Annotated in this window: 17 protein-coding genes; 12 read left to right on the top strand and 5 right to left on the bottom strand. The window is 68.0% G+C overall.

Annotated elements, in window-relative coordinates:
• Both VFG40_RS00870 and groL read left to right on the top strand, forming a co-directional pair.
• A partial coding sequence (locus VFG40_RS00870; protein WP_324893903.1) for a co-chaperone GroES occupies window positions 1-263 on the top strand: 263 nt, incomplete at its 5' end.
• A gap of 86 nt (window positions 264-349) precedes the next feature.
• Complete coding sequence (gene groL / locus VFG40_RS00865) at window positions 350-1,999, top strand: chaperonin GroEL (RefSeq protein ID WP_324893901.1); 1,650 nt, start codon at window positions 350-352, stop codon at window positions 1,997-1,999.
• Between the two features lie 286 nt (window positions 2,000-2,285).
• Here groL and VFG40_RS00860 read toward each other — a convergent pair whose 3' ends face one another.
• The gene (locus tag VFG40_RS00860; protein WP_324893899.1) at window positions 2,286-4,181 is read right to left on the bottom strand and encodes an LTA synthase family protein; all 1,896 of its coding nucleotides are present in this window, start codon (window positions 4,179-4,181) and stop codon (window positions 2,286-2,288) included.
• Between the two features lie 137 nt (window positions 4,182-4,318).
• Between VFG40_RS00860 and glnE the strand changes: the two genes are divergently transcribed.
• Window positions 4,319-7,168, top strand: coding sequence for a bifunctional [glutamate--ammonia ligase]-adenylyl-L-tyrosine phosphorylase/[glutamate--ammonia-ligase] adenylyltransferase (gene glnE / locus VFG40_RS00855; protein ID WP_324893897.1), 2,850 nt, complete (start codon window positions 4,319-4,321; stop codon window positions 7,166-7,168).
• A gap of 27 nt (window positions 7,169-7,195) precedes the next feature.
• Here glnE and VFG40_RS00850 read toward each other — a convergent pair whose 3' ends face one another.
• Window positions 7,196-8,179 carry a mitochondrial fission ELM1 family protein gene (locus VFG40_RS00850; protein WP_324893895.1) on the bottom strand — a complete coding sequence of 328 codons (984 nt, stop codon included), beginning with the start codon at window positions 8,177-8,179 and terminating at the stop codon, window positions 7,196-7,198.
• Window positions 8,180-8,320: 141 nt separating this feature from the next.
• Between VFG40_RS00850 and VFG40_RS00845 the strand changes: the two genes are divergently transcribed.
• From VFG40_RS00845 to VFG40_RS00820, 6 genes are all read left to right on the top strand, one after another.
• A complete protein-coding gene (locus VFG40_RS00845) occupies window positions 8,321-8,914 on the top strand; it encodes a malonic semialdehyde reductase (RefSeq protein WP_324893893.1) in 594 nt (197 codons plus the stop codon).
• Window positions 8,915-9,003: 89 nt separating this feature from the next.
• Window positions 9,004-9,588, top strand: a complete 585-nt coding sequence (locus VFG40_RS00840; RefSeq protein WP_324893891.1) for a YceI family protein — start codon at window positions 9,004-9,006, stop codon at window positions 9,586-9,588.
• 161 nt (window positions 9,589-9,749) lie between these two features.
• A complete protein-coding gene (locus tag VFG40_RS00835; protein ID WP_324893889.1) occupies window positions 9,750-9,956 on the top strand; it encodes a zinc-finger domain-containing protein in 207 nt (68 codons plus the stop codon).
• A 63-nt stretch (window positions 9,957-10,019) separates the two neighbouring features.
• On the top strand, window positions 10,020-11,183 hold the full coding sequence (locus VFG40_RS00830) for a glycosyltransferase (RefSeq protein WP_414649224.1): 1,164 nt from the start codon (window positions 10,020-10,022) through the stop codon (window positions 11,181-11,183).
• Between the two features lie 119 nt (window positions 11,184-11,302).
• Window positions 11,303-12,577: an O-antigen ligase family protein gene (locus tag VFG40_RS00825; protein WP_324893887.1), complete on the top strand. Its 1,275-nt coding sequence runs from the start codon at window positions 11,303-11,305 to the stop codon at window positions 12,575-12,577.
• Window positions 12,567-13,331 carry a glycosyltransferase family 2 protein gene (locus VFG40_RS00820; RefSeq protein WP_324893885.1) on the top strand — a complete coding sequence of 255 codons (765 nt, stop codon included), beginning with the start codon at window positions 12,567-12,569 and terminating at the stop codon, window positions 13,329-13,331. Before VFG40_RS00825 ends, VFG40_RS00820 begins: the two co-directional genes overlap by 11 nt.
• A gap of 10 nt (window positions 13,332-13,341) precedes the next feature.
• Here VFG40_RS00820 and lpxL read toward each other — a convergent pair whose 3' ends face one another.
• Entirely contained in the window at window positions 13,342-14,265 is a 924-nt protein-coding gene (lpxL, locus tag VFG40_RS00815; RefSeq protein WP_324893883.1) for an LpxL/LpxP family Kdo(2)-lipid IV(A) lauroyl/palmitoleoyl acyltransferase, read from the bottom strand.
• Window positions 14,266-14,355: 90 nt separating this feature from the next.
• Here lpxL and waaA point away from each other — a divergent pair, with 90 nt between their 5' ends.
• Complete coding sequence (gene waaA, locus VFG40_RS00810) at window positions 14,356-15,621, top strand: lipid IV(A) 3-deoxy-D-manno-octulosonic acid transferase (protein WP_324893881.1); 1,266 nt, start codon at window positions 14,356-14,358, stop codon at window positions 15,619-15,621.
• Window positions 15,622-15,681: 60 nt separating this feature from the next.
• Here waaA and VFG40_RS00805 read toward each other — a convergent pair whose 3' ends face one another.
• Window positions 15,682-17,031, bottom strand: a complete 1,350-nt coding sequence (locus VFG40_RS00805; RefSeq protein WP_324893879.1) for a TolC family outer membrane protein — start codon at window positions 17,029-17,031, stop codon at window positions 15,682-15,684.
• A 33-nt stretch (window positions 17,032-17,064) separates the two neighbouring features.
• Window positions 17,065-17,724, bottom strand: a complete 660-nt coding sequence (locus VFG40_RS00800) for a protein-L-isoaspartate O-methyltransferase family protein (protein ID WP_324893877.1) — start codon at window positions 17,722-17,724, stop codon at window positions 17,065-17,067.
• Between the two features lie 354 nt (window positions 17,725-18,078).
• Here VFG40_RS00800 and VFG40_RS00795 point away from each other — a divergent pair, with 354 nt between their 5' ends.
• Together VFG40_RS00795 and VFG40_RS00790 are read left to right on the top strand one after the other, a co-directional pair.
• Window positions 18,079-18,729 (top strand): TetR/AcrR family transcriptional regulator, encoded by a 651-nt coding sequence (locus tag VFG40_RS00795; protein WP_324893875.1) that lies wholly within the window; start codon window positions 18,079-18,081, stop codon window positions 18,727-18,729.
• A gap of 155 nt (window positions 18,730-18,884) precedes the next feature.
• Window positions 18,885-19,454 (top strand): ferritin-like domain-containing protein, encoded by a 570-nt coding sequence (locus VFG40_RS00790; protein ID WP_324893907.1) that lies wholly within the window; start codon window positions 18,885-18,887, stop codon window positions 19,452-19,454.
• The last annotated feature ends 61 nt before the right edge of the window (window positions 19,455-19,515 follow it).

The raw sequence follows: 19,515 nt of genomic DNA, 5'->3' as shown, positions 1-19,515 counted from the left end.
GCGTCGTCATCAAGCGCATGGAAGAAGAAAAAATGTCCGCCGGCGGCATCGTCATCCCGGATTCGGCCGCTGAAAAGCCCATCAAAGGCGAAGTGATCGCCGTCGGCGCCGGCAAGGCGCTGGACAACGGCTCGACCCGCGCCCCGCTGGTGAAGGTCGGCGACAAGGTGCTGTTCGGCAAGTACGCCGGCACCGAAGTCAAGCTCGATGGCCAGGACATCCTGGTCGTGAAGGAAGACGACATCTTCGCGATCCTCGGTTGATTCGCCGCCAACGCGCGCCGTCACGGCCTGCGCGTTCGCATCGCATCACGACTCCCTATTCCCGTGTGTGTCTTGAGGTAAAGAACATGGCAGCCCAAGAAATCCGTGTCGGTGAAGACGCGCGCGCTCGCATGGTCAAGGGCGTCAACGTCCTCGCCAACGCCGTCAAAGCCACCCTCGGCCCGAAAGGCCGCAACGTCGTGCTCGAGAAGAGCTTCGGCGCCCCGACCATCACCAAGGACGGCGTCTCCGTCGCCAAGGAAATCGAACTGAGCGACAAGTTCGAGAACATGGGCGCGCAGATGGTCAAGGAAGTTGCTTCCAAGACTTCCGACATCGCCGGCGACGGCACCACCACCGCCACCGTGCTCGCCCAGGCGATCATCCGCGAAGGCATGAAAGCCGTCGCCGCCGGCATGAACCCGATGGACCTCAAGCGCGGCATCGACAAGGCCGTGATCGGCGCGGTCGAGGAGCTCAAGAAGATCTCCAAGCCGTGCAACTCCTCGAAGGAAATCGCCCAGGTCGGTTCGATCTCGGCCAACTCCGACGAGAACATTGGCGAGCTGATCGCCAAGGCCATGGACAAGGTCGGCAAGGAAGGCGTGATCACCGTTGAAGAAGGCTCGGGCCTGGACAACGAACTCGACGTCGTCGAGGGCATGCAGTTCGACCGCGGCTACCTGTCGCCGTACTTCATCAACAACCAGCAGTCGATGTCGGCCGAGCTCGATGACCCGTTCATCCTGCTGCACGACAAGAAGATCTCCAACGTCCGCGAATTGCTGCCGGTGCTCGAAGCCGTCGCCAAGGCCGGCAAGCCGCTGCTGATCGTCGCCGAGGAAGTCGAAGGCGAAGCGCTGGCGACTCTGGTCGTCAACACTATCCGCGGCATCGTCAAGGTTTGCGCCGTCAAGGCCCCGGGCTTCGGCGATCGTCGCAAGGCGATGCTCGAAGACATGGCCGTGCTCACCGGCGGTACCGTGATTTCGGAAGAAGTCGGCCTCGCGCTCGACAAGGCGACGATCAAGGATCTCGGCCGCGCCAAGAAAATCCAGGTCAGCAAGGAAAACACCACGATCATCGATGGCGCCGGCCAGGCCGACGGCATCCAGTCGCGCATCAAGCAGATCAAGGCGCAGATCGAAGAGACCACGTCCGACTACGACAAAGAGAAGCTGCAGGAGCGCGTCGCGAAACTCGCCGGCGGCGTTGCGGTGATCAAGGTCGGCGCCGCGACCGAAGTCGAAATGAAGGAAAAGAAAGCCCGCGTCGAAGATGCGCTGCACGCGACCCGCGCCGCCGTTGAAGAAGGCGTGGTCCCGGGCGGCGGCGTCGCGCTGGTTCGCGCGCTGCAGTCGATCGGTTCGCTCAAGGGCGCCAACGAAGACCAGAACCACGGCATCACGATCGCGTTGCGCGCGATGGAAGCGCCGCTGCGCGAAATCGTCACCAACTGCGGCGAAGAGCCGTCGGTGGTGCTGAACAAGGTCAAGGAAGGCACCGGCAACTTCGGCTACAACGCGGCCACCGGCGAGTACGGTGACATGGTCGAGATGGGCATCCTGGATCCGACCAAGGTGACCCGCTCGGCGCTGCAGCACGCCGCTTCCGTGGCCGGCCTGGCGATCACCACCGAGGCGATGGTGGTGGAAGTGCCGAAGAAGGATGACGGCGCCGGCGCCGCCGGTGGCATGGGCGGTGGCATGGGCGGCATGGGCGGCATGGACTTCTAAGTCCGTCCCATGCGCAGAAAAAACCCCGCTCCGGCGGGGTTTTTTTTTGGGGCTTCGTCCGGTCGTCATCGAGCGCGACCGTGGAGCGTCCATGCCGATCAACTGGTTTTCCTGAGCCGGGAGCCGGCCTGATCAACGGGCGGCGGGGCATCTGGTGGTGCACCGCGGAGGCGGCGGATGCGCAGCGCGACCGCAGCTGCCGCTCCGGTTGCTCGCTTCCCTAGTCCGGTGCCCGCCGGCGGCGGGCGAGCGCGACACTCGCATCACGTGTCACGCGAACCCGCTACTACTGCACCCCATGTGCCGGGACGGCCGGTGCGGTGTGTTCGGCATAGCGGGTGTCGCCTCCGGCGGGCGAGGGCTCCACCGCCGGCAGCAGCGGGCCGAGCTTGCCGTCGAGTTGCAGCATCGACACGCTGGCCATGTCCTGGTCAGCGCGTTTGCGGGCGGGATCTTCCGGCACCTGCGGCGCACCCGGCGCGCGGGTCAGGTCGGCCAGCTGCGGCACCATCAGCTGGGTCAGGGCGAAATAGGCGTCGTCGTGGATCCCGGCGGTGTCCAGCAGCTTGCCCGGCAGCATCCAGGCGGCGAGATTCTCATGCACCGGTTGCCCGGCATCGCGTGTGTCCACCAGCAGCCAGGTGCCGGGCTCGCCGAGCATGTCACCGCCGTCCACGAAGCCGGCAGTCTGGAACGTGTTGGTCAGCGCCGGCAGATGGTCGCCGTAGAACAGCAGCAGGGTCGGCCGGTCACGCTTGGCCAGCTGCTCGGCGAGTCGCCCCAGCTCCTGATCGGCGTGGTGGATGTGATAGAGGTAATTCTGCAGCTCCAGCTTGTCCTCGCCGGTGACCCCCGGCGGCACTGGCATCGCGTCGCGGGCCTCGCGATCGGCCGGAATGGTGTCGTACGGGCCGTGCGCCTCGATGCTGATGGCGAACAGGAACTGCGGCGCACCGGTGCCGCGCAGCTGCGCCAGGATTTCATCGGTCATGGCGCGGTCGGCCATGTACTTGCCGTCGGCCGGCGCGTCGGGCGGGAACGCGGACTGCGACACGAAGCGATCGAAGCCGATCGCCTTGAACGCGCTGGTGCGATTCCAGAACGACGGGTCGTTGCCGTGGATCGCCACCGTCTCGTAGCCATGCTCGTTCAACGTGCGCACGAGGCCCGGCACCACCCGCGCGTTGAGCTGCAGGTAGGGAAACTGCAGCTGCTGGAAATAGCGCAGTGACAGCCCCGTCAGCACCTCGAACTCGGTGCGGATGGTGCCGCCGCCGAAGGTCGGCACATACAGCGCGCCGCTGGTCCCGTGCCGTGCGAGGCGATCCAGGTTTGGCGTGAGGTGGGTGTCCTCGAGGCCCTTGAGGATGCGAGGGTCGAAAAACGACTCGCTCTGCACCACCACGATGTCCGGCAGCGCGGACGTGTCGCCCCCGGCCGCGGCCAGTCGGCCCCGCAGCGCGTCGCGGGTGCGCGCGAGAAGTTCGCGCGCTGCCACCGGATCGGCCTTCTGTGCCCCGTGCCCGTATTGCAGGTGATAGATCATCAGCGAGCTGATCAGACCCGAATGGGTCGCGGTGGAGGTGGCCGACCACGGCTCCAGCCAGAGCCGCTGCCCGTTGTAGAGCTTGCCCCACGGTGGCGTGCCGGCCAGCAGGGTCGCCAGCAGCACCAGCGACACGGCACCGCCTGCCAGGCGCGACGCCCGTGGGCGCGCAGCCAGCACCGGCGGTTCGACGCGCCACAGTGCCACCACCACAGCCACCATCGCGATGATCGCCAGGTACGGCCAGGGGCTGTGTGGCAGGTAGGCACCGAGCAGGTGCGCGCCACCCTTGTTCAACTGACCGACCATGCGGAAGTCGGCCGGGATCAGCGGCGTGCCGAGGTTGGCCACCTTCAGCACGTTCACCGCGAACACCAGCGCCTCGGCCAGCAGCGCCAGCGCGAACGAGAGCACCGCGCGTCGCGTGAGCGCCAGCAGCACACCCGCCAGCAGCAGGCCGGGCAGGGCGTTGGCGATCACGTAGCGCGGCTGGTCCAGCATGCGGTGCGGCTGCACGCCCACGCCGCCGTCGATCCAGCCGGTGACCAGTGCAAACGCCAGCGCCATCAGCACCAGCGCACAGGCGCGCTGCCAGAACGGTCGGCGGGTCAACAAGGTGGCGCGCGGGTGGGACATGGGCGTCCTGCAGCTGTCACGGATCAGACGCGCGAATGTAATCCTGCGCAGATGAACCATTCATGGTGGCAATCCGCGTCGCTCCTGTCACCCCTGTCGCGCGTTCTGCTGCCGCGGCGCTGCGGCACAATGCCGGCATGACCAAGCCCGAATCCGCCGAACTGCGCGCACTGATCGACGACCGCTATGCCGAGCTGACCGCCGCATGCCGCAGCGCCGGAGTGGCGGTGCAGGACGACGCGGGCGTGGCCGAGCGTATCCGCCGGACCTTGCTGGCCAGCGATTTCGCCTTCGAGGTGTGGCGCAGCCAGCCCCAGTTGCTGTCGCCGGCGGGACTGGAGCGCCTGCGCTCGTCGGCAGACGCCGGCTCGCGCGGCGATGCGCTGACATTGGCCGCGGAAGAGCCCGACGCACTCGCCACGCTGCGCCGGTTTCGCCGCGCCGAGTCGCTGCGGCTGGTGTTCCGCGACGTCAACGACCTGGACGACCTGCCGACCACGTTGTCCGACACCAGCGTGCTGTACGAGGTGTTGCTGGAGCTGGCGCTGCGCTGGTCCGAGCAGCAGTTGTCGGCCCGCTACGGCCAGCCGCGCGGCGCCGACGGCAGCGCGCAGCGGATGGTGGTGGTCGGTTTCGGCAAGCTGGGCGGCAGCGAGCTGAACTTCTCCTCGGACATCGACCTGGTGCTGGCGTATCCGCAGTCCGGCCACAGCGACGGCGCACGCAGCCTGGACAACAGCGAGTACTTCATCCGGTTGGTGCGCCAGCTGGTGCGCCTGCTCAACGAGCCGACCGTGGACGGCATCTGCGCCCGGGTCGACCTGCGCCTGCGACCGTTCGGCAGCGCCGGACGGCTGGCGCTGCCGTTCGCCGCGATGGAGCAGTACTACCAGAGCGAGGGTCGCGACTGGGAGCGCTACGCGTGGATCAAGGCGCGTCCGGTCGCCGGCGATCGCGGCGCCGGCAAGCAGCTGCAGGAGCTGCTGCGGCCGTTCGTCTACCGCAAGTACCTCGACTACACGGCCTTTGCCGGCCTGCGCGAGATGAAGGCGCTGATCGACGCGGAGGTGGCGCGCAAGGACCTGGCCAACAATCTCAAACTGGGGCCAGGCGGCATCCGCGAGATCGAGTTCATCGTGCAGCTCACCCAGCTGATTCGCGGCGGCCGTGAACCGAGCCTGCGCGTGCGTGGCCTGCTGCCGGCGCTGACCGCTTGCGAGGCGCGCGGCCACATCCCCGCCCAGCGTGCGCGGGCGTTGCGCCAGGCGTATGTCTGCCTGCGGCGGGTCGAGAACCGGGTGCAGATGCTGCGTGATGCGCAGACTCACGACATTCCGCCGGACGAGCTCAGCCGCGAGCGTATTGCGCGCGGCCTCGGCCATGCCGACTGGTCCGCGCTGGAAGCGGACCTGGCGCGGCACCGCGCGATCGTCAGCGAAGAGTTCGCCGCGGTGCTGATGCCGCAGGGCGGCCGGGCCGCCAGCGTGCCGGTGGCAGACAGCCTGCTGTGGCAGGCCGCGTGCAACGACGCATTGGGCGCCAGCGAGATGGAGGCGTCCGGTTTCGTGCCCGGCGCGGCCGCCGCCGAGGCGCTGCTGAAACTGCCGCAGGCGTCGAGCGTGCGTGCGATGTCGCCGGCTTCGCGCGAGCGGCTGGACCGGGTGATGCCGCAACTGCTGATCGCTGCGCGGCAGACGGCGGCGCCGGTGCCGTGCCTGCTGCGCTTGTGCCAGCTGGTACAGACGGTGGCGCGACGGTCTTCGTACCTGGCGCTGCTGGAGGAACAGCCCGCCGCGCGACGCCGCCTGGCGCGGCTGTTTGCCGATCGCGCGTTTCTCGCCGAGCGCGTCATCGCTCAGCCGCTGCTGCTGGACGACGTGCTCGATCCGCGCATCGATCAGCTGCCGCTCAAGCGCGCCGACATCAGCGCCGAGATCACCCGCGTGCTGGGCACCCTGGACGAGCGCGAGGCGGAGGCCGAGCTCGAGCGGATCAACGAGTTCAAGGCCAGCGTGGCGTTCCGGCTGGGGCTGGCGTTCAACGACGGTCGCGCCGATGCCGTCTCCACCGCACGCCGGCTGGCGGCGCTGGCCGAGTCGGTGGTGGTGGCGGTCACCGCGCTGGCCGAGCGCGAGCTGGCGGTGCAGCACGGGCGCCTGCCGGGCGAGGGATCCGGCTTCGCCGTGCTTGGCTACGGCAGCCTGGGCGGCGAAGAGCTGGGCTTTGCCTCGGACCTGGATCTGGTGTTCGTCTATGACGGGCGCCGCGCCGCGGTGATGAGCGACGGCGCCCGTCCGCTGGAGGGCTCGCGCTGGTACCAGCGCCTGGCCCAGCGCGTGATGAACTGGCTGACCGTGCTGACCCGCGCAGGCCGGCTTTACGAAGTGGATACAAGGCTGCGCCCGGACGGTTCGAAGGGGCTGCTGGTATCGAGTTTCGACTCCTTCGCCGCCTACCAGCGCGGCCGCGCCTGGACCTGGGAACACCAGGCGCTGCTTCGTGCGCGCAGCGTGGCGGGTGACCCGACCCTGCATGCGGCGCTGGGCGAACTGCGCCGGGAAATCCTGGCGGCGCCGCGCGATCCGGCGGCGGTGATCGCCGAGGTCAGCAGCATGCGCGAGCGCTGGCGCGGCGAACGTGATCGCTCCGACGTGGCACAGTTCGACCTCAAACAGGGTCGGGGCGGACTGCTGGACATCGAGTTCGCGTTGCAGGGCCTGGTGCTGGCGCATGCCGCGGGCCATCCCGGGCTGCTGGAGGTGACCCGCAACGCCGGCCTGATCGACGCCTGCGCCACGGCGGGGCTGCTGGATCCGGCGCAGGCGCAGACGCTGACGGCGGTCCATGCCGAGTTGCTGCAGCGCGCGCTCACCTGCACGCTGGACCTGCGCTCACGCCTCGCCCCGCGCGATGCGGAGCTGGCGCGGCTGGCCGCGTCGGTTCGCGAAGTGGACATCGCGCTGGGCTTTGCGTTTGCCGCGGGCTGAGTTCGGCGCGAGGGGCCGCGCGCGCCCTCAGTGGCCGTCGATGCGGCCTGACTGCGCCATCCGCTCGCGGATCACCTGCGCCAGCGCAGCCGTCTCGCGCAGCGGGGGATGCGTTCGCCCCAGCTCGTCGCCGATCGGGGCCAGCAGGCCAGCGTCGTGCAGGTTGCGGTGGAACCGGGCGATCTTCGCCGGCAACGGTGCGAGCACCAGCGTGGCAACAGGGCAGCCCACCGCGCCCGCTTCGCTCAACATGTTGACCGAGTCAGGCGTCACCACCAGTCGATCCGCCCAGGCCAGCACGCCGGGGTAGGGATTGGCGCCGTCCTCGGGGCCGCCCCAGTGCAGCCCCGGCACCGTCTGCAGCGCATTGCGAACCGTTGCGTACAACGCCGGCGGGGTCCGGCGCGATGCCACCACCAGCACGCTGCCGCCATCCCGGCAGTGATCGGCGAGCAGGCGCTGCGCCAGTGCCGCGGCGTACTCCCCGTCCAGCGCGATGCCCCTGCGCGGGCCACCCAGCAGCACGCCCACACGCGGCTGCGGCAGTTCGCCGAGCTCGTGGAACGCGCCGCGCGCATCGCTCAACCACGTATCGTCGACCGGGTTCAGCGACCCCAGCGGGGTGAGTACGTTGGGACCGTGCAGCCGATCGTGACGCGGAGCGATCACCGTGTCCCAGTGAGCCGGATCCAGCCGCGGGTCGAGTATCTGCACCGTGTGGCAGGTGCCGGCAGCGAGCGGCCGCAGCATGCGCGTGAACAGTGCCGCGGCGCGTCCGCAGCCGATCGCCACGTGCGGCCACGGCGAGGCGAACAGTTCCCGCTGCGCCGGCGGAAGTGCCAGCCGGCCACCAACCACCAGCCGCGGTGCCAGCCAGGACCACGGCGCCCGCGGCTCGAGCACCAGATGGCGCACCGGCAATCCCAGCCGCTCGGCCAGCGCCAGCGCCTGGCGCTGGTTGCCCGCGGCGTGATCGGTAATCACCCAGCATTCGCCGGCCTGCCTCAGCACGGCAGCAGCCGGGGCAGGGCGATTGTTTCTCGATTCAGCACAGTTCGTTCCGCCCGGTGGGGTCCTGCCGCTGCTGTTACGCGCTTACACTGGCCGCTTGCTGCGCCTGAGTCGGCGCGTCACGCCAACCGAAGGATACCCATGAGCGAGATGCTTTCCGATACCGCCCTCGACCAGTTGTTCCGCCAGGCACGCACCTTCAATGCGTGGCTGCCGCGCGAAGTGAGCGACGCCCAGCTGCACCAGCTCTACGATCTGGTGAAGTTCGGCCCGACCAGTGCCAACAGTTCGCCGATGCGGGTGGTGTTCGTGAAGTCGGCCGAGGCCAAGGCAAGGCTGGCGCCGCTGCTGTCCGACGGCAACCGCGCCAAGTCGCTGGCCGCGCCGGTCACCGCGATCATCGCCAACGACCACGCATTCCACGAGAAGCTGCCGCAGCTGTTTCCGCACGCGGACGCCCGCAGCTGGTTCGCAGGCAACCAGCCGCTGATCGACACCACCGCATTCCGCAACGCCACGCTGCAGGGGGCCTACGTGATCCTGGCCGCACGTGCGCTGGGGCTCGATTGCGGCCCGATGTCCGGCTTCGACCAGGCCGGCGTGGACGCGGAGTTCTTTGCCGGCACCACGGTGATGTCGAACTTCCTGATCAACATCGGCTACGGCGACGCCAGCCGTGACCTGTTCCCGCGCAGCCCGCGGCTGGCGTTCGACGAAGCCTGCACGATTGCCTGACTGCCTGACTGCCTGACTGCCTGACTGTTGCCCGACCCCTCGATCCACCGGCGCCGCGCGCCGGTTCACCCCTCACCAGGAGTTCTTCCATGCGCGCCATGAAAATCCTCGCCTTCGCCGCCCTGCTCGGTGCCGGCTTCGCCGCCCAGGCGGCGCCGGTCGCCTACAAGCTCGATCCCACCCACACCATGGTGCTGTTCAGCTGGAACCACTTCGGCTTCTCCAACCCCACCGCCAACCTCGGCATCGGTGAGGGCACCCTGATTTATGACGAAGCCAACCCGGCCCAGTCCAGCGTCGAGGTAACCCTGCCGCTGGCCAACCTGGACACCCACGTCAGTGCGCTGGACGAGCATCTGAAGAAGCCCGATTTCTTCGACGCCGCCAAGTACCCCGTGGTCACCTTCAAGAGCACCCGGGTCGAGCCGCTGGGCGGCAACAAGTTCAAGGTCACCGGCAACCTCACCGTGCACGGCGTGACCAAGCCGGTGGTGCTCGACGCCACCCTCAACAAGGCGGGCATGCAGCCGATGCTCAAGGTGCCTGCGGTCGGCTTCGACGCCACCGGCACGATCAAGCGCTCGGACTTCGGCGTGGGCGCCTACGTACCCAACGTGAGCGACGAGGTGCAGATCCGCATCACCACCGAGGCTCACGCCGACGGCGGCAAGTAACCGTTCCGCCTACCGTCGCACGAGGCCGCGCTGGCGACAGCGCGGCTTTTTTGTTGCCCTGGCACCCGCCCGCCAAGGCATGTGCGGACGCTCCCGGCGGGCGCGTGGGCGGCCGGCAGACTGCTATTATCGCGGGCTCGCCTTTCTCTCCGGAGCCTGCCATGTCGCGCCCCTCCTCCGCGGTGACGCCGATCCCGGCGAATGCCCAAAATCGGTATGAAGTGACGCTCAGCGACCTTCCGCTGTCCTGCCCGATGCCGGGCATGGCGTTGTGGAACTCCCACCCGAAGGTCTATCTGCCGATCGTCGACGACGGCGGCACGTCGATCTGCCCTTACTGTGGCGCGCAATACGTCCTGCGCGACTGACGGCACGGCCTGGCGCGCGGCATCGCGGCGCACGTTAGGCACGATCGCTGCTTGCCTCGAGGGATGAAGGCCTTCATGCACGAGACCATGTCCTCTGCCGTCGCCAGCCCTGTCCGGGCCCTGACCGTGGTTCAGCTGATCCCGGCGTTGCACTCAGGTGGTGCCGAGCGCTCGGCGCTGGAGATTGCGCGCGCGCTGGTGCAGGCGGGGCATCGGTCGGTGGTGATCTCGGCGGGAGGACGACTCACCGAGCGGCTGGTGGCCGAAGGCAGCGAGCACATCGCGTTGGATATCGGCAGCAAGTCGCTGTCCACACTGGGTCGCGTCGGCGCGCTGCGTCGAGCCCTGAAGGCGTTGCACCCGGACATCGTGCACGCGCGCTCTCGCATGCCCGCATGGATGGCCCGCCTGGCGATGCGGGGGCTGTCGCGCAAGCCGCATTTTGTTACTACGGTGCACGGGCTGAACTCCCCGGGTCGCTACAGCGCAGTGCTGCTGCGCGGCGAACGGGTGATCGCCGTCTCGCAGAGCGTGCGTGCCTACGTGCTCAGCCACTATCCGCGGCTGGAGCCATGGCGGGTGCGGGTGATTCCGCGCGGCATCGACCCCGAGGCGTTTCCCTACGGCCACCGCCCCGACGATGCGTGGCAGAAGGCATTTTTCGCGCAGTACCCGCAGCTCGCCGGCGCGCCGTTGCTGACGCTGCCCGCCCGCAGCACACGACTGAAGGGCCATCACGACGCGATCGAACTGGTGGCCGACCTGCAGCACCGCGGCGTGGGTACGCGGCTGCTGCTGCTGGGCGTGCTCGAACCCGGCCGCGAGGCCTATGCCGAGGAGCTGCGCGAGCTGATCCGCGCCCGCGGACTGCAGTCGCAAGTGGTGCTGTCACCGCCGCGCGACGACGTGCGCGACATCTACGCCGTCTCGGCGCTGGTGCTGCAGCTGTCGAACAAGCCCGAGGCGTTCGGGCGCACCGTGGTGGAGGCGCTGTCGTTGTGTCGCCCGGTGCTCGGCTACGCCCACGGCGGCGTGGGCGAACTATTGGCGGAGCTGTATCCGGCCGGACGCACGCCGCTGGGCGATCGCGAGAAGCTGGTCGAGCGCGCGGCCGAGCTGCTGCGGGTGGCACCGCCGATTCCGATGCTGCAGAGCTACCGGCTGGCGGACATGCAGCAGGCCACGCTGGCGCTTTACGACGAACTGGCGGCGCTGCCGTCGGAGTGATCCGTCCCAAGGCTTGTTGCCGGCCCGCCGGCCTGGCCAAGTGGACCCATGCCGGTGCGCGCGGCTGAGGGCCGCGCCGCTCGCCTACAATGCCGGGTCACTTTCGCGCTGGCCGCTGCATGCACTCCCTTACCGATTCCCTGCGTCACGCCCTGCGTTCGCCGTTGCTGCCGTTCTGGCTGGTGATCGCGCTGCTGCCGTTTGCGCGCAGCGCCGAGCTGGGCACGGCACTGTGCCTGTTCGGCACGGTGATGCTGTTCCTGCGCCATCCGCACGCGTTGTCCCAGCACGAGGGGGCGCGCGCGCTGCTGCTGGTGCTCGCCTGTTATGTCGGTGCGGCGTTGATCTCGGCGCTGGACGCCGTGGCCCCGGGCAAGAGCTGGGCGACGGTGGCGGGACTGCTGCGTTTTGCGCCGCTGGGCCTTTATGCCTGCTTCGCACTGCGACGCGCCACGCGTCTGCGGCCGCTGTATCTGGCGGTCGCCGCGGTGGTGGCGCTGTGGACCCTGGATGCGTGGCTCCAGGCGCTGACCGGCTGGAGCCTGGGAGGCCACGCCGAGGCCGAGCGGATCTCCGGGATCTTCGGTGCCGACAACCTCAAGCTCGGCCCCACGCTGGCGGTGCTCGCGCCGTTCGTGCTGTGGAGCGCACGTGACCGCTGGGGCGCCCGCGGGCTGTGGGCGGCGGCATTGATCCTGCTCGGTCCGGTGCTGCTGGCCGGGGCGCGTGCCGGCTGGCTCTGCTACGCACTGGTGGTGCTCGCATTTGCCTGGCGCGAGGCCGCTTCGCCGCGGCGCTTCGCTCTCTTCTGCGCTGTCGCCACCGTCGTGGTCGCCGTGGTGGGCGCCACCGCGTGGCAGGCATCGCCGCGTTTCCAGGCGCGCATGCAGCGTACCCTCGCGGCCTTCCAGGGCAGCTCCGCGGGGCTGGATCAGGCGCTCACGGGGCGGCCCGCGATCTGGCACGACAGTGCACGCATGATCGCGGCGCATCCATTCAATGGCGTGGGCGTGCGCGGGTTTCGCTATGCCTACCCGCAGTACGCTCCGGCCGACGATCACTTCGTCACCGAGGAAGCGTGTGGCGAGGGTGAGGGTGCCTGCCATGCGCACCAGCTGGTGCTGGAGGTGGCGACGGAAACCGGCGGCATCGGCCTGCTGCTGTGGCTGGCGGCGCTCGGCTGGGCGCTGCGTTACTGGCGCCGTGTCGGCGCCGTCGCCCGGGCGCAGGCCTTTCCGGTGACGGTCGCGCTCAGCGTGATGCTGTTTCCGCTCAACACCCATCTGGCCTTCTATTCGGCGTGGTGGGGCCTGCTGTTTGCGTGGCTGCTGGGCCTGTGGTTCGCCGCGCTCGGTGCGTTGCCGCCGGAGCAGGAGGTGCCCCGTGGCGCGTGAACCCCTATCGGTGGTGGTGATCACCTTCAACAATGCCGACACGCTGGATGCCTGCCTCGCCGAGGTGGCCTGGGCGGAGGAGATCGTGGTGCTGGACTCCGGCTCCACCGATGCCACGGTGGCGATTGCGCAGCGGCATGGTGCCCGCGTCGCCACGCACCCGTTCGACGACTACGGCCCGCAGAAGCAGCGGGCGATCGACCTGGCAACGCATGACTGGATCCTCAACCTCGACGCCGACGAGATCCTTTCACCGGGCACGCGCGAGGTGATCGAGGATGCGCTGCAAGCCCCGCGTCATGCCGGCTTCCGGTTGCCGCGGCGCGAGCGCATGTTCTGGACCGTGCAACACCGGCGCAGCTGGCGCAACGGTCATTTGCGGCTGTTCGATCGTCGCCGCGGACGCATGAACGACGTCGAGGTGCACGCCGCAGTGGAAGTGGAGGGCCCCGTGCGGACCCTGCATCGGGCGGACTTCATAAACGACGGCGACGGCGACATTGCCACCCGGGTGGAGAAGATCAACCGCTATACCACCGGCATGGTGGCGTACAAGTTGCGCAAGCGGCAGCGGTTCACCGGGGTGCGGATGGTGCTGTATCCGCCGGTGTTCTTCCTCCGGCAGTACATCGGCAAGCGCTATTTTCTCAACGGCTGGGCCGGCTTCATCGCCAGCGTCACGGGTGCGTTCTACGCCTTCCTCAAGTACGCCAAATTGCACGAGGCGCGACAGACGCGTCGCCAGCGCGACTGAGGCCGATCGCCTACCGCGGGTAGATCGGCGCCATGCCCGGCGGCCGGGTCTTGAACCGCTTGTGCACCCACAGGTATTGCTCCGGCGCCGCGCGCACCATCTGCTCGATGCATGCATTCACCCGCGCGGTGTCCTGAAGCACATCGTCGCTGGGCACCTGCGCCAGTGGCTCGCCCAGCCGCAGCACGTAGCCGCCGTTTTCCGGCAGGCGGCGATGGAAGAACGGGATCACCACCGCATTGCCCATCCGCGCCAGATGATGGGTTGCAGTGATGGTGGCGGCCGGCACCCCGAAGAACGGCACGAACACGTTGTCCTTGCTGCGCATGTCCTGGTCGGGCGCGTACCAGAGCGTGCCGCCGCCACGCAGGTACTTCACCGTGCCGCGGATATCGTCCTTCTCGAACATGGCGTCGGCGTAGTGCAGGCGTGCGCGCAGCACCGCCCACTCGAACACCGCCGAATCCATCCGCCGGTACATCCCGGCGATGCGGATGCGCTGGGACACCAGCCGCGCGCACAGCTCCAGGTGCGAGAAGTGCCCGCCCACCAGCAGCACCCCCTTGCCCTGCGCCCGTGCCTGCTCCAGATGTTCGAGCCCCTCTACCGTGAGCGGCAGCGCCGCGATCGCCGCGTCGCGGCCCATCCAGCCGAGCGCGAACTCCACCAGCATGAGCCCGATGTCGCGCAGGTGCGCGTCGACGAGCGCCGCCTGCTGGTGCGCATCGAGCTCGGGGAAACACAAGGCGATGTTCGCCTGCGCAATTGGCCGCCGGGCGGAGTCGATCCGCATCGCTACGCCGCCCAGCCAGCGGCCCACCCGCATCAGTGCCCGGTAGGGCAGCCGCGCAATCAGCCAGATGGCAGCAACGCCCAGCCAAGCGCCCCAATGGCGCGGCCAGAGCAGCGAACGATCGAACGAGGGGCGGGGCATGCCAGGCATCGCGCCATTGTAGCGAGTGGGCACTCGCCGGGCCGCACGGACCGCGCTTTATACTGACGGGCCGCTACAGGGTGAGCTTCGTTGCGCTACCTCTATACCTTGCTGATGTATCTGGTGACGCCGGTGATCGTGTTGCGCCTGCTGACGCGCGGCATTCGCTATGGCAGCTATCACCGGCGATGGCCGGAACGGTTCGGCGTGTTTCCCGCGCCGGGGCTGCGCGGCTCGCTGTGGATCCACGCCGTGTCAGTGGGCGAGGTCAATGCGGCCGAACCGCTGATCAAGGCGCTGCAGGTGGCTTATCCCCACGCGCCTCTGGTGGTCACCACGGTGACCCCGACCGGTTCCGAGCGGGTGCGCCAGCTGTTTGGTGACGCGGTGTTCCATGTGTACCTGCCATACGACCTTCCGTTTGCCGTGCAGCGATTCCTGCACCGCGTGAAGCCGCGCATGGCGATCATCGTGGAAACCGAGATCTGGCCGAACCTGTATTTCGCCTGCCGGCGCAGTGGCATCCCCCTGATGATCGTCAACGCGCGACTGTCCGAACGCTCGCTGCGCGGCTACCGGCCCGCGCGTGGGCTGGTGCGTGCGGCGTTGCGCTGCGTGAGCCAGATCTCTGCGCAGTCGCGTACCGACGCCGCGCGCTACCGCATGCTCGGTGCGCCCGCCGACAAGGTGGTGGTGAGCGGCAACCTGAAGTTCGACATGCCGGTGCCGGAAGGAGCGCAGGAGCACGGCGAGGCGATGCGCTTGCAATGGGGCGCGCTGCGTCCGGTGTGGATGGCCGCCAGCACCCACGAGGGCGAGGAACTCGCCGTACTGGAAGCCCATCTGGAAGTGCTCACCCGGCTCCCCGACGCGTTGCTGCTGCTCGCGCCGCGCCATCCGGACCGTTTCCGGCTGGTGGAGCACCTGGTGCGCAATCTGGGTTTCTCGGCGGGCACTCGCAGCGCCGACGGAGTGCCGGTGACCGGGCAGCAGGTATTCGTGATCGACGCCATGGGCGAGCTGATGCCGTTCTTCGCCGCCTCCGACCTGGCCTTTGTCGGCGGCAGCCTGGTGCCGATCGGTGGCCACAATGTGCTGGAGCCGGCCGCGCTGTCCCGCCCGGTACTGGTGGGGCCGCACACGTTCAACTTCGACGACATCACGCAGATATTGATCCGCGAGGGCGGCGCCCGGCGCGTGGCCCGCAGCGAGGAACTGGGCGCGGCGGTGCTGCAACTGCTGCGTGACCCGGCGGCGCTCGAGACGATGGGGCGCTGCGCGCGCGAGGTGTTCGACAGCCAGCGCGGCGCCGTCCCCCGCGTGATGGGACTGATCGACGGCCTGCTGCAGGAATAGGCATGAAAAAGCCGGGCCCAGGGGCCCGGCTTTCGTGACGTCGCCTGCGCCAGGCCGCGATCACTCGAGCAGCGCGTTGATCGCCTCGATGTCCTTGATGTCCGCCGTGCCGGTGGACTGCTTGAGCAGCAGCTTGTCCAGGATGAACTGGTGGCGCGCCTGGGAGTACTGGCTCTCGGACTGGGTGAGGGTCTGAATCGAGGTCAGCACATCGAGAATGGTCTTGGTGCCGACGCCGAAGCCGGCACGGGTGGCGTCCAGTGCCTTCTGTCCGGCCTCCACTGCCGCCTGGGCCGCTTCGACCTGGCTGATGCCACTGAGCACCGAGCGGTAGTAGTTCAACGTGTCGCGGGTGACCAGACGACGCTGCGATTCGAGCGAGTCCTCCGCCGCGTCGCGCTGGTAGATCGACTGGCGCACGCGTGACTGCGTCGCACCGCCCTCGAAGATCGGTACCGACAGCGTGAGGCCGATGGTGGTGGAGCTCGGGTTGCGGAAGTGCAGGTTCGAGTTCTGGTACCAGGTGGCGCTCTTGCCGTAGCTCACGTTGGCGTTGATGGTCGGCAGATGCCCCGCCCGCGCTGCATTGATGCTGTGCTCGGCCGCCGCCACGCTGTACTTCTGCGAGAGGATGTTCGGGTTATTCTGCAGCGCCTGGTCGACCCAGGCCTGTTGATCGTTCGGCACCGGCGGGGTCATCGGGAGGTCGTTGCGCAGCTGCTTGAGGTCGCCGGTGGGCTTGCCGGTTATCTGCGTCAGTGCCTCGCGGGCGTCGTCGAGCGTGTTCTGCGCCGCGATGGTCTGCGCCTTCGCCGACTCGTAGTACGACTTGGCCTGGTAGACGTCGGTGATCGCCGAAAGGCCAACCTTGAAGCGCTGGTCCGACTGCTCGTACTGCTGCTTGAAGGCGTCCTCGTTCGCCTTCGCATAGGCCAGCTGGTCCTGGCTGGTAAGCACGTTGAAGTAGGCGGTGGAAACCCGTACGAACAGTTCCTGCAGCGCGGCCTGGTACAGCGCATCCTGGGCGTTTGCCTGCGAGTGGGCTGCGCGCAGGTCCGCGATCTTGCTGAGGTCGAGCACGGTCTGGCTGAGATTGCCGGAGATGTCGCGGGTGCGCGAATGACCTAGGTTCTGCGATGTCTGCACCACCTCGCCCGTCGCCGGATCGCGGATGACGCTCGCGCCGGTGCTGCTGGTCTGGCTCAGCGACAGCCCGGCGGACAGCTGCGGCAGCAGCAGGGCGCGGGCCTGGTTGACGTTCTCGCCAACGGACAGGCGTTGCGCATCGGCCTGCGAGAGCACCGGATCATTGGCGCGCGCTTCTCGGTATGCATCCAGCAAATCCTCGCCATGGCTGGGCAGCGAGATTGCCGACAGGGCCAGGGCAAGGGACAGAAGCTTCAAACGCATGGGGTGCCTCGTTGGGATCGTCGAAGGAGGAAATCAGAAAACGAACTGGCGCGGGGGCTCGGCGTGCAGCAGGTAGGGGAGGTCGGTTTCGAGCAGCACCTCGTCACGATAGCGGCCGTCGCCTTCGTGGGTGAGCAGGGCCACCTGCTGTGCCGGGGACGCGCCTCGGATGACCAGCATTCGCCCGCCAGGCACCAGCCACGACAGCATCCGCGGAGGCAAGGTGGCCACGGCGCCGGTCAGCACCACCACGTCGAACGGCCCCTGCGGCTGCCAGCTGAGCACCGCATCGCCCGATTCCAGCTGCGCGTTGGATACGCCTGCTGCAGCGAGCCGTGCGGCAGCGGTCTGGGTCAGGTCGGGGTGGATGTCCACGCTCACTACCGCGGCGGAGAGGCCGGCAAGGCAGGCGGTGAGAAAGCCCGAGCCGGTGCCGATTTCCAGCACGCGTTCGGTGCCCGTCAGCTCCAGCGCCTGCAGCACACGCCCCTCGAGCACGGGCTTCATCATGACCTCGCCATGTGCCAGCGGCAGGCACACGTCCGCGAAGGCAAGCTGGCGATGCTCCGGTGCGACGAAATCCTCGCGCCGTACGCGAGCAAGCACGTCCAGCACGCGCGCATCGAGTACCTCCCAGGGGCGCACCTGGTTTTCCACCATGTTCTGTCGCGCCTGCTCGAAGTTCATCGCCATGGTCTGCCACGTCCCGTACGGATCGAAAAAGGTCAAAAAGGATAAGCGGTTACGCCATGTCCGACAATCGCTAGCGTGGGTGCTGGAGCATGCTCGCCGAAGTGCCGGAAGTCACCGCGGCGAACTGACGGAAGTCATGCGCAGCGCGGTGTCCGCGGACACCCTCAAGCCTGCGTCACACCACCACCCCTGCTCGTTGCACCGCCAGCGCCCGTGGCGCGCGACCCCAGGCGATACACTTGCGCCGTCGCCAGGGCACCCGCCGCGCGGACGCGGCGCGTCAGGCGGCGAACTGGAAATAATTGAACCGAGGCGTATAATAAAGATGTTGTGGTCCTTTGTGAAGGTAAGTCCATGAGTTCGCCGTCGCCGCTGAAACCGCAGGGTCCGGGTCGCCCCAAGGACATGGAGAAGCGTGCCGCCATTCTCGAGGCTGCCAAAGGCCTGTTCGTGCGCAACGCGTTCGCCGGGACCAGCATGGATGCCGTGGCCGCCGAAGCGGGCGTATCCAAGCTCACCGTCTACAGCCACTTCGGCGACAAGGACAACCTGTTTCGCGAGGTGATTCGCGCACGCATCCAGGACATCCTTCCGGAAGAGACCTACGACTTCGATCCCAAGGTCGATATCAGGCAGACCCTGCTCAACATCGCGTTGACGCACGCGCGCCTGGACTGCGACAAGGAAAACATCGGCACCTTCCGCGCCATCCTGAGCGACTGCCGGCAAGGCAACCCGCGCTATGGACGGCTGTTCTGGGAGGAGGCGGCGACGCGCACCCACGCATTGATGGAGCGCCTGCTCGGTCGCGCCGTCGAAGCAGGCGCGCTTGAGATCGACGACATCCCGCGCACCAGCGTCCAGTTTTTTGCGCTCATCAAGGGTGACTTGATGATGCGGCGCATGTTCGGCTGCGACGATTGTCCGCACGCGTACGCGGCCGAACTGGAAGCCACCGCGCGTGCGGGGGTCGCCACCTTCCTGCGCGCCTACGCGCCGCGTTGAGCCCCGCACGGCAGCGCTAGCTGCGGCACCAGCGCACGTGCGTTGCGAATTACTTGCAACGCATTCACCCGTGCTTCGCGCCGTCTCCATACGATGGATGAACTCGGTTGGCCCATGCGGCCACCGCACATCACTCGTCGCTACGGGGGCCTGGCATGGCAAGCAAGCCGTTCATCACGGACATCGACAACATCCGCAGCCGTGCGCGCCAGCACATTGAAGAGGGCGCCATCACTTCCGGATACTCCGCCGACCGCGAAACCGTGATCAAGGTACTGAACGACGCGTTGGCCACCGAGATCGTCTGCGTGCTGCGCTACAAGCGGCACTACTACATGGCCTCGGGAATCCACGCAAAAAGTGTTGCCGCCGAGTTCCTCGAGCACGCCAACGAGGAGCAGGAGCACGCCGACCGCATCGCCGAACGGATCACCCAGCTCGACGGCGCTCCGGACCTCAATCCCGCCGGGCTGCTGACACGCTCGCACGCCGATTACACCGAAGGCGACGATCTGGTGGACATGATCAAAGAAAACCTCGTCGCCGAGCGCATCGCGATCGACAGCTATCGCGAAATCATCCAGTACCTCGGCAACGACGACCCCACCAGTCGCCGCGTCATGGAAGACATCCTCGCCCAGGAGGAAGAGCACGCCGAAGACATGGCGACGCTACTTGAGGAGCTCGGCAAGACGGGTGAGCCGGCAAATCCGGTCAGGGCCTGAATGATCAGCGGCGTTGCGCCGCCGGCGCAGGCATCCCTGATCACGTTGAACGAGGGAAGAG

This window comes from Dyella sp. (assembly GCF_035685805.1).
GTDB lineage: Bacteria > Pseudomonadota > Gammaproteobacteria > Xanthomonadales > Rhodanobacteraceae > Dyella_A.
The sequence above is the reverse complement of the archived record's forward strand: the minus strand, read 5'-3'. Positions and strand labels throughout refer to the sequence as shown.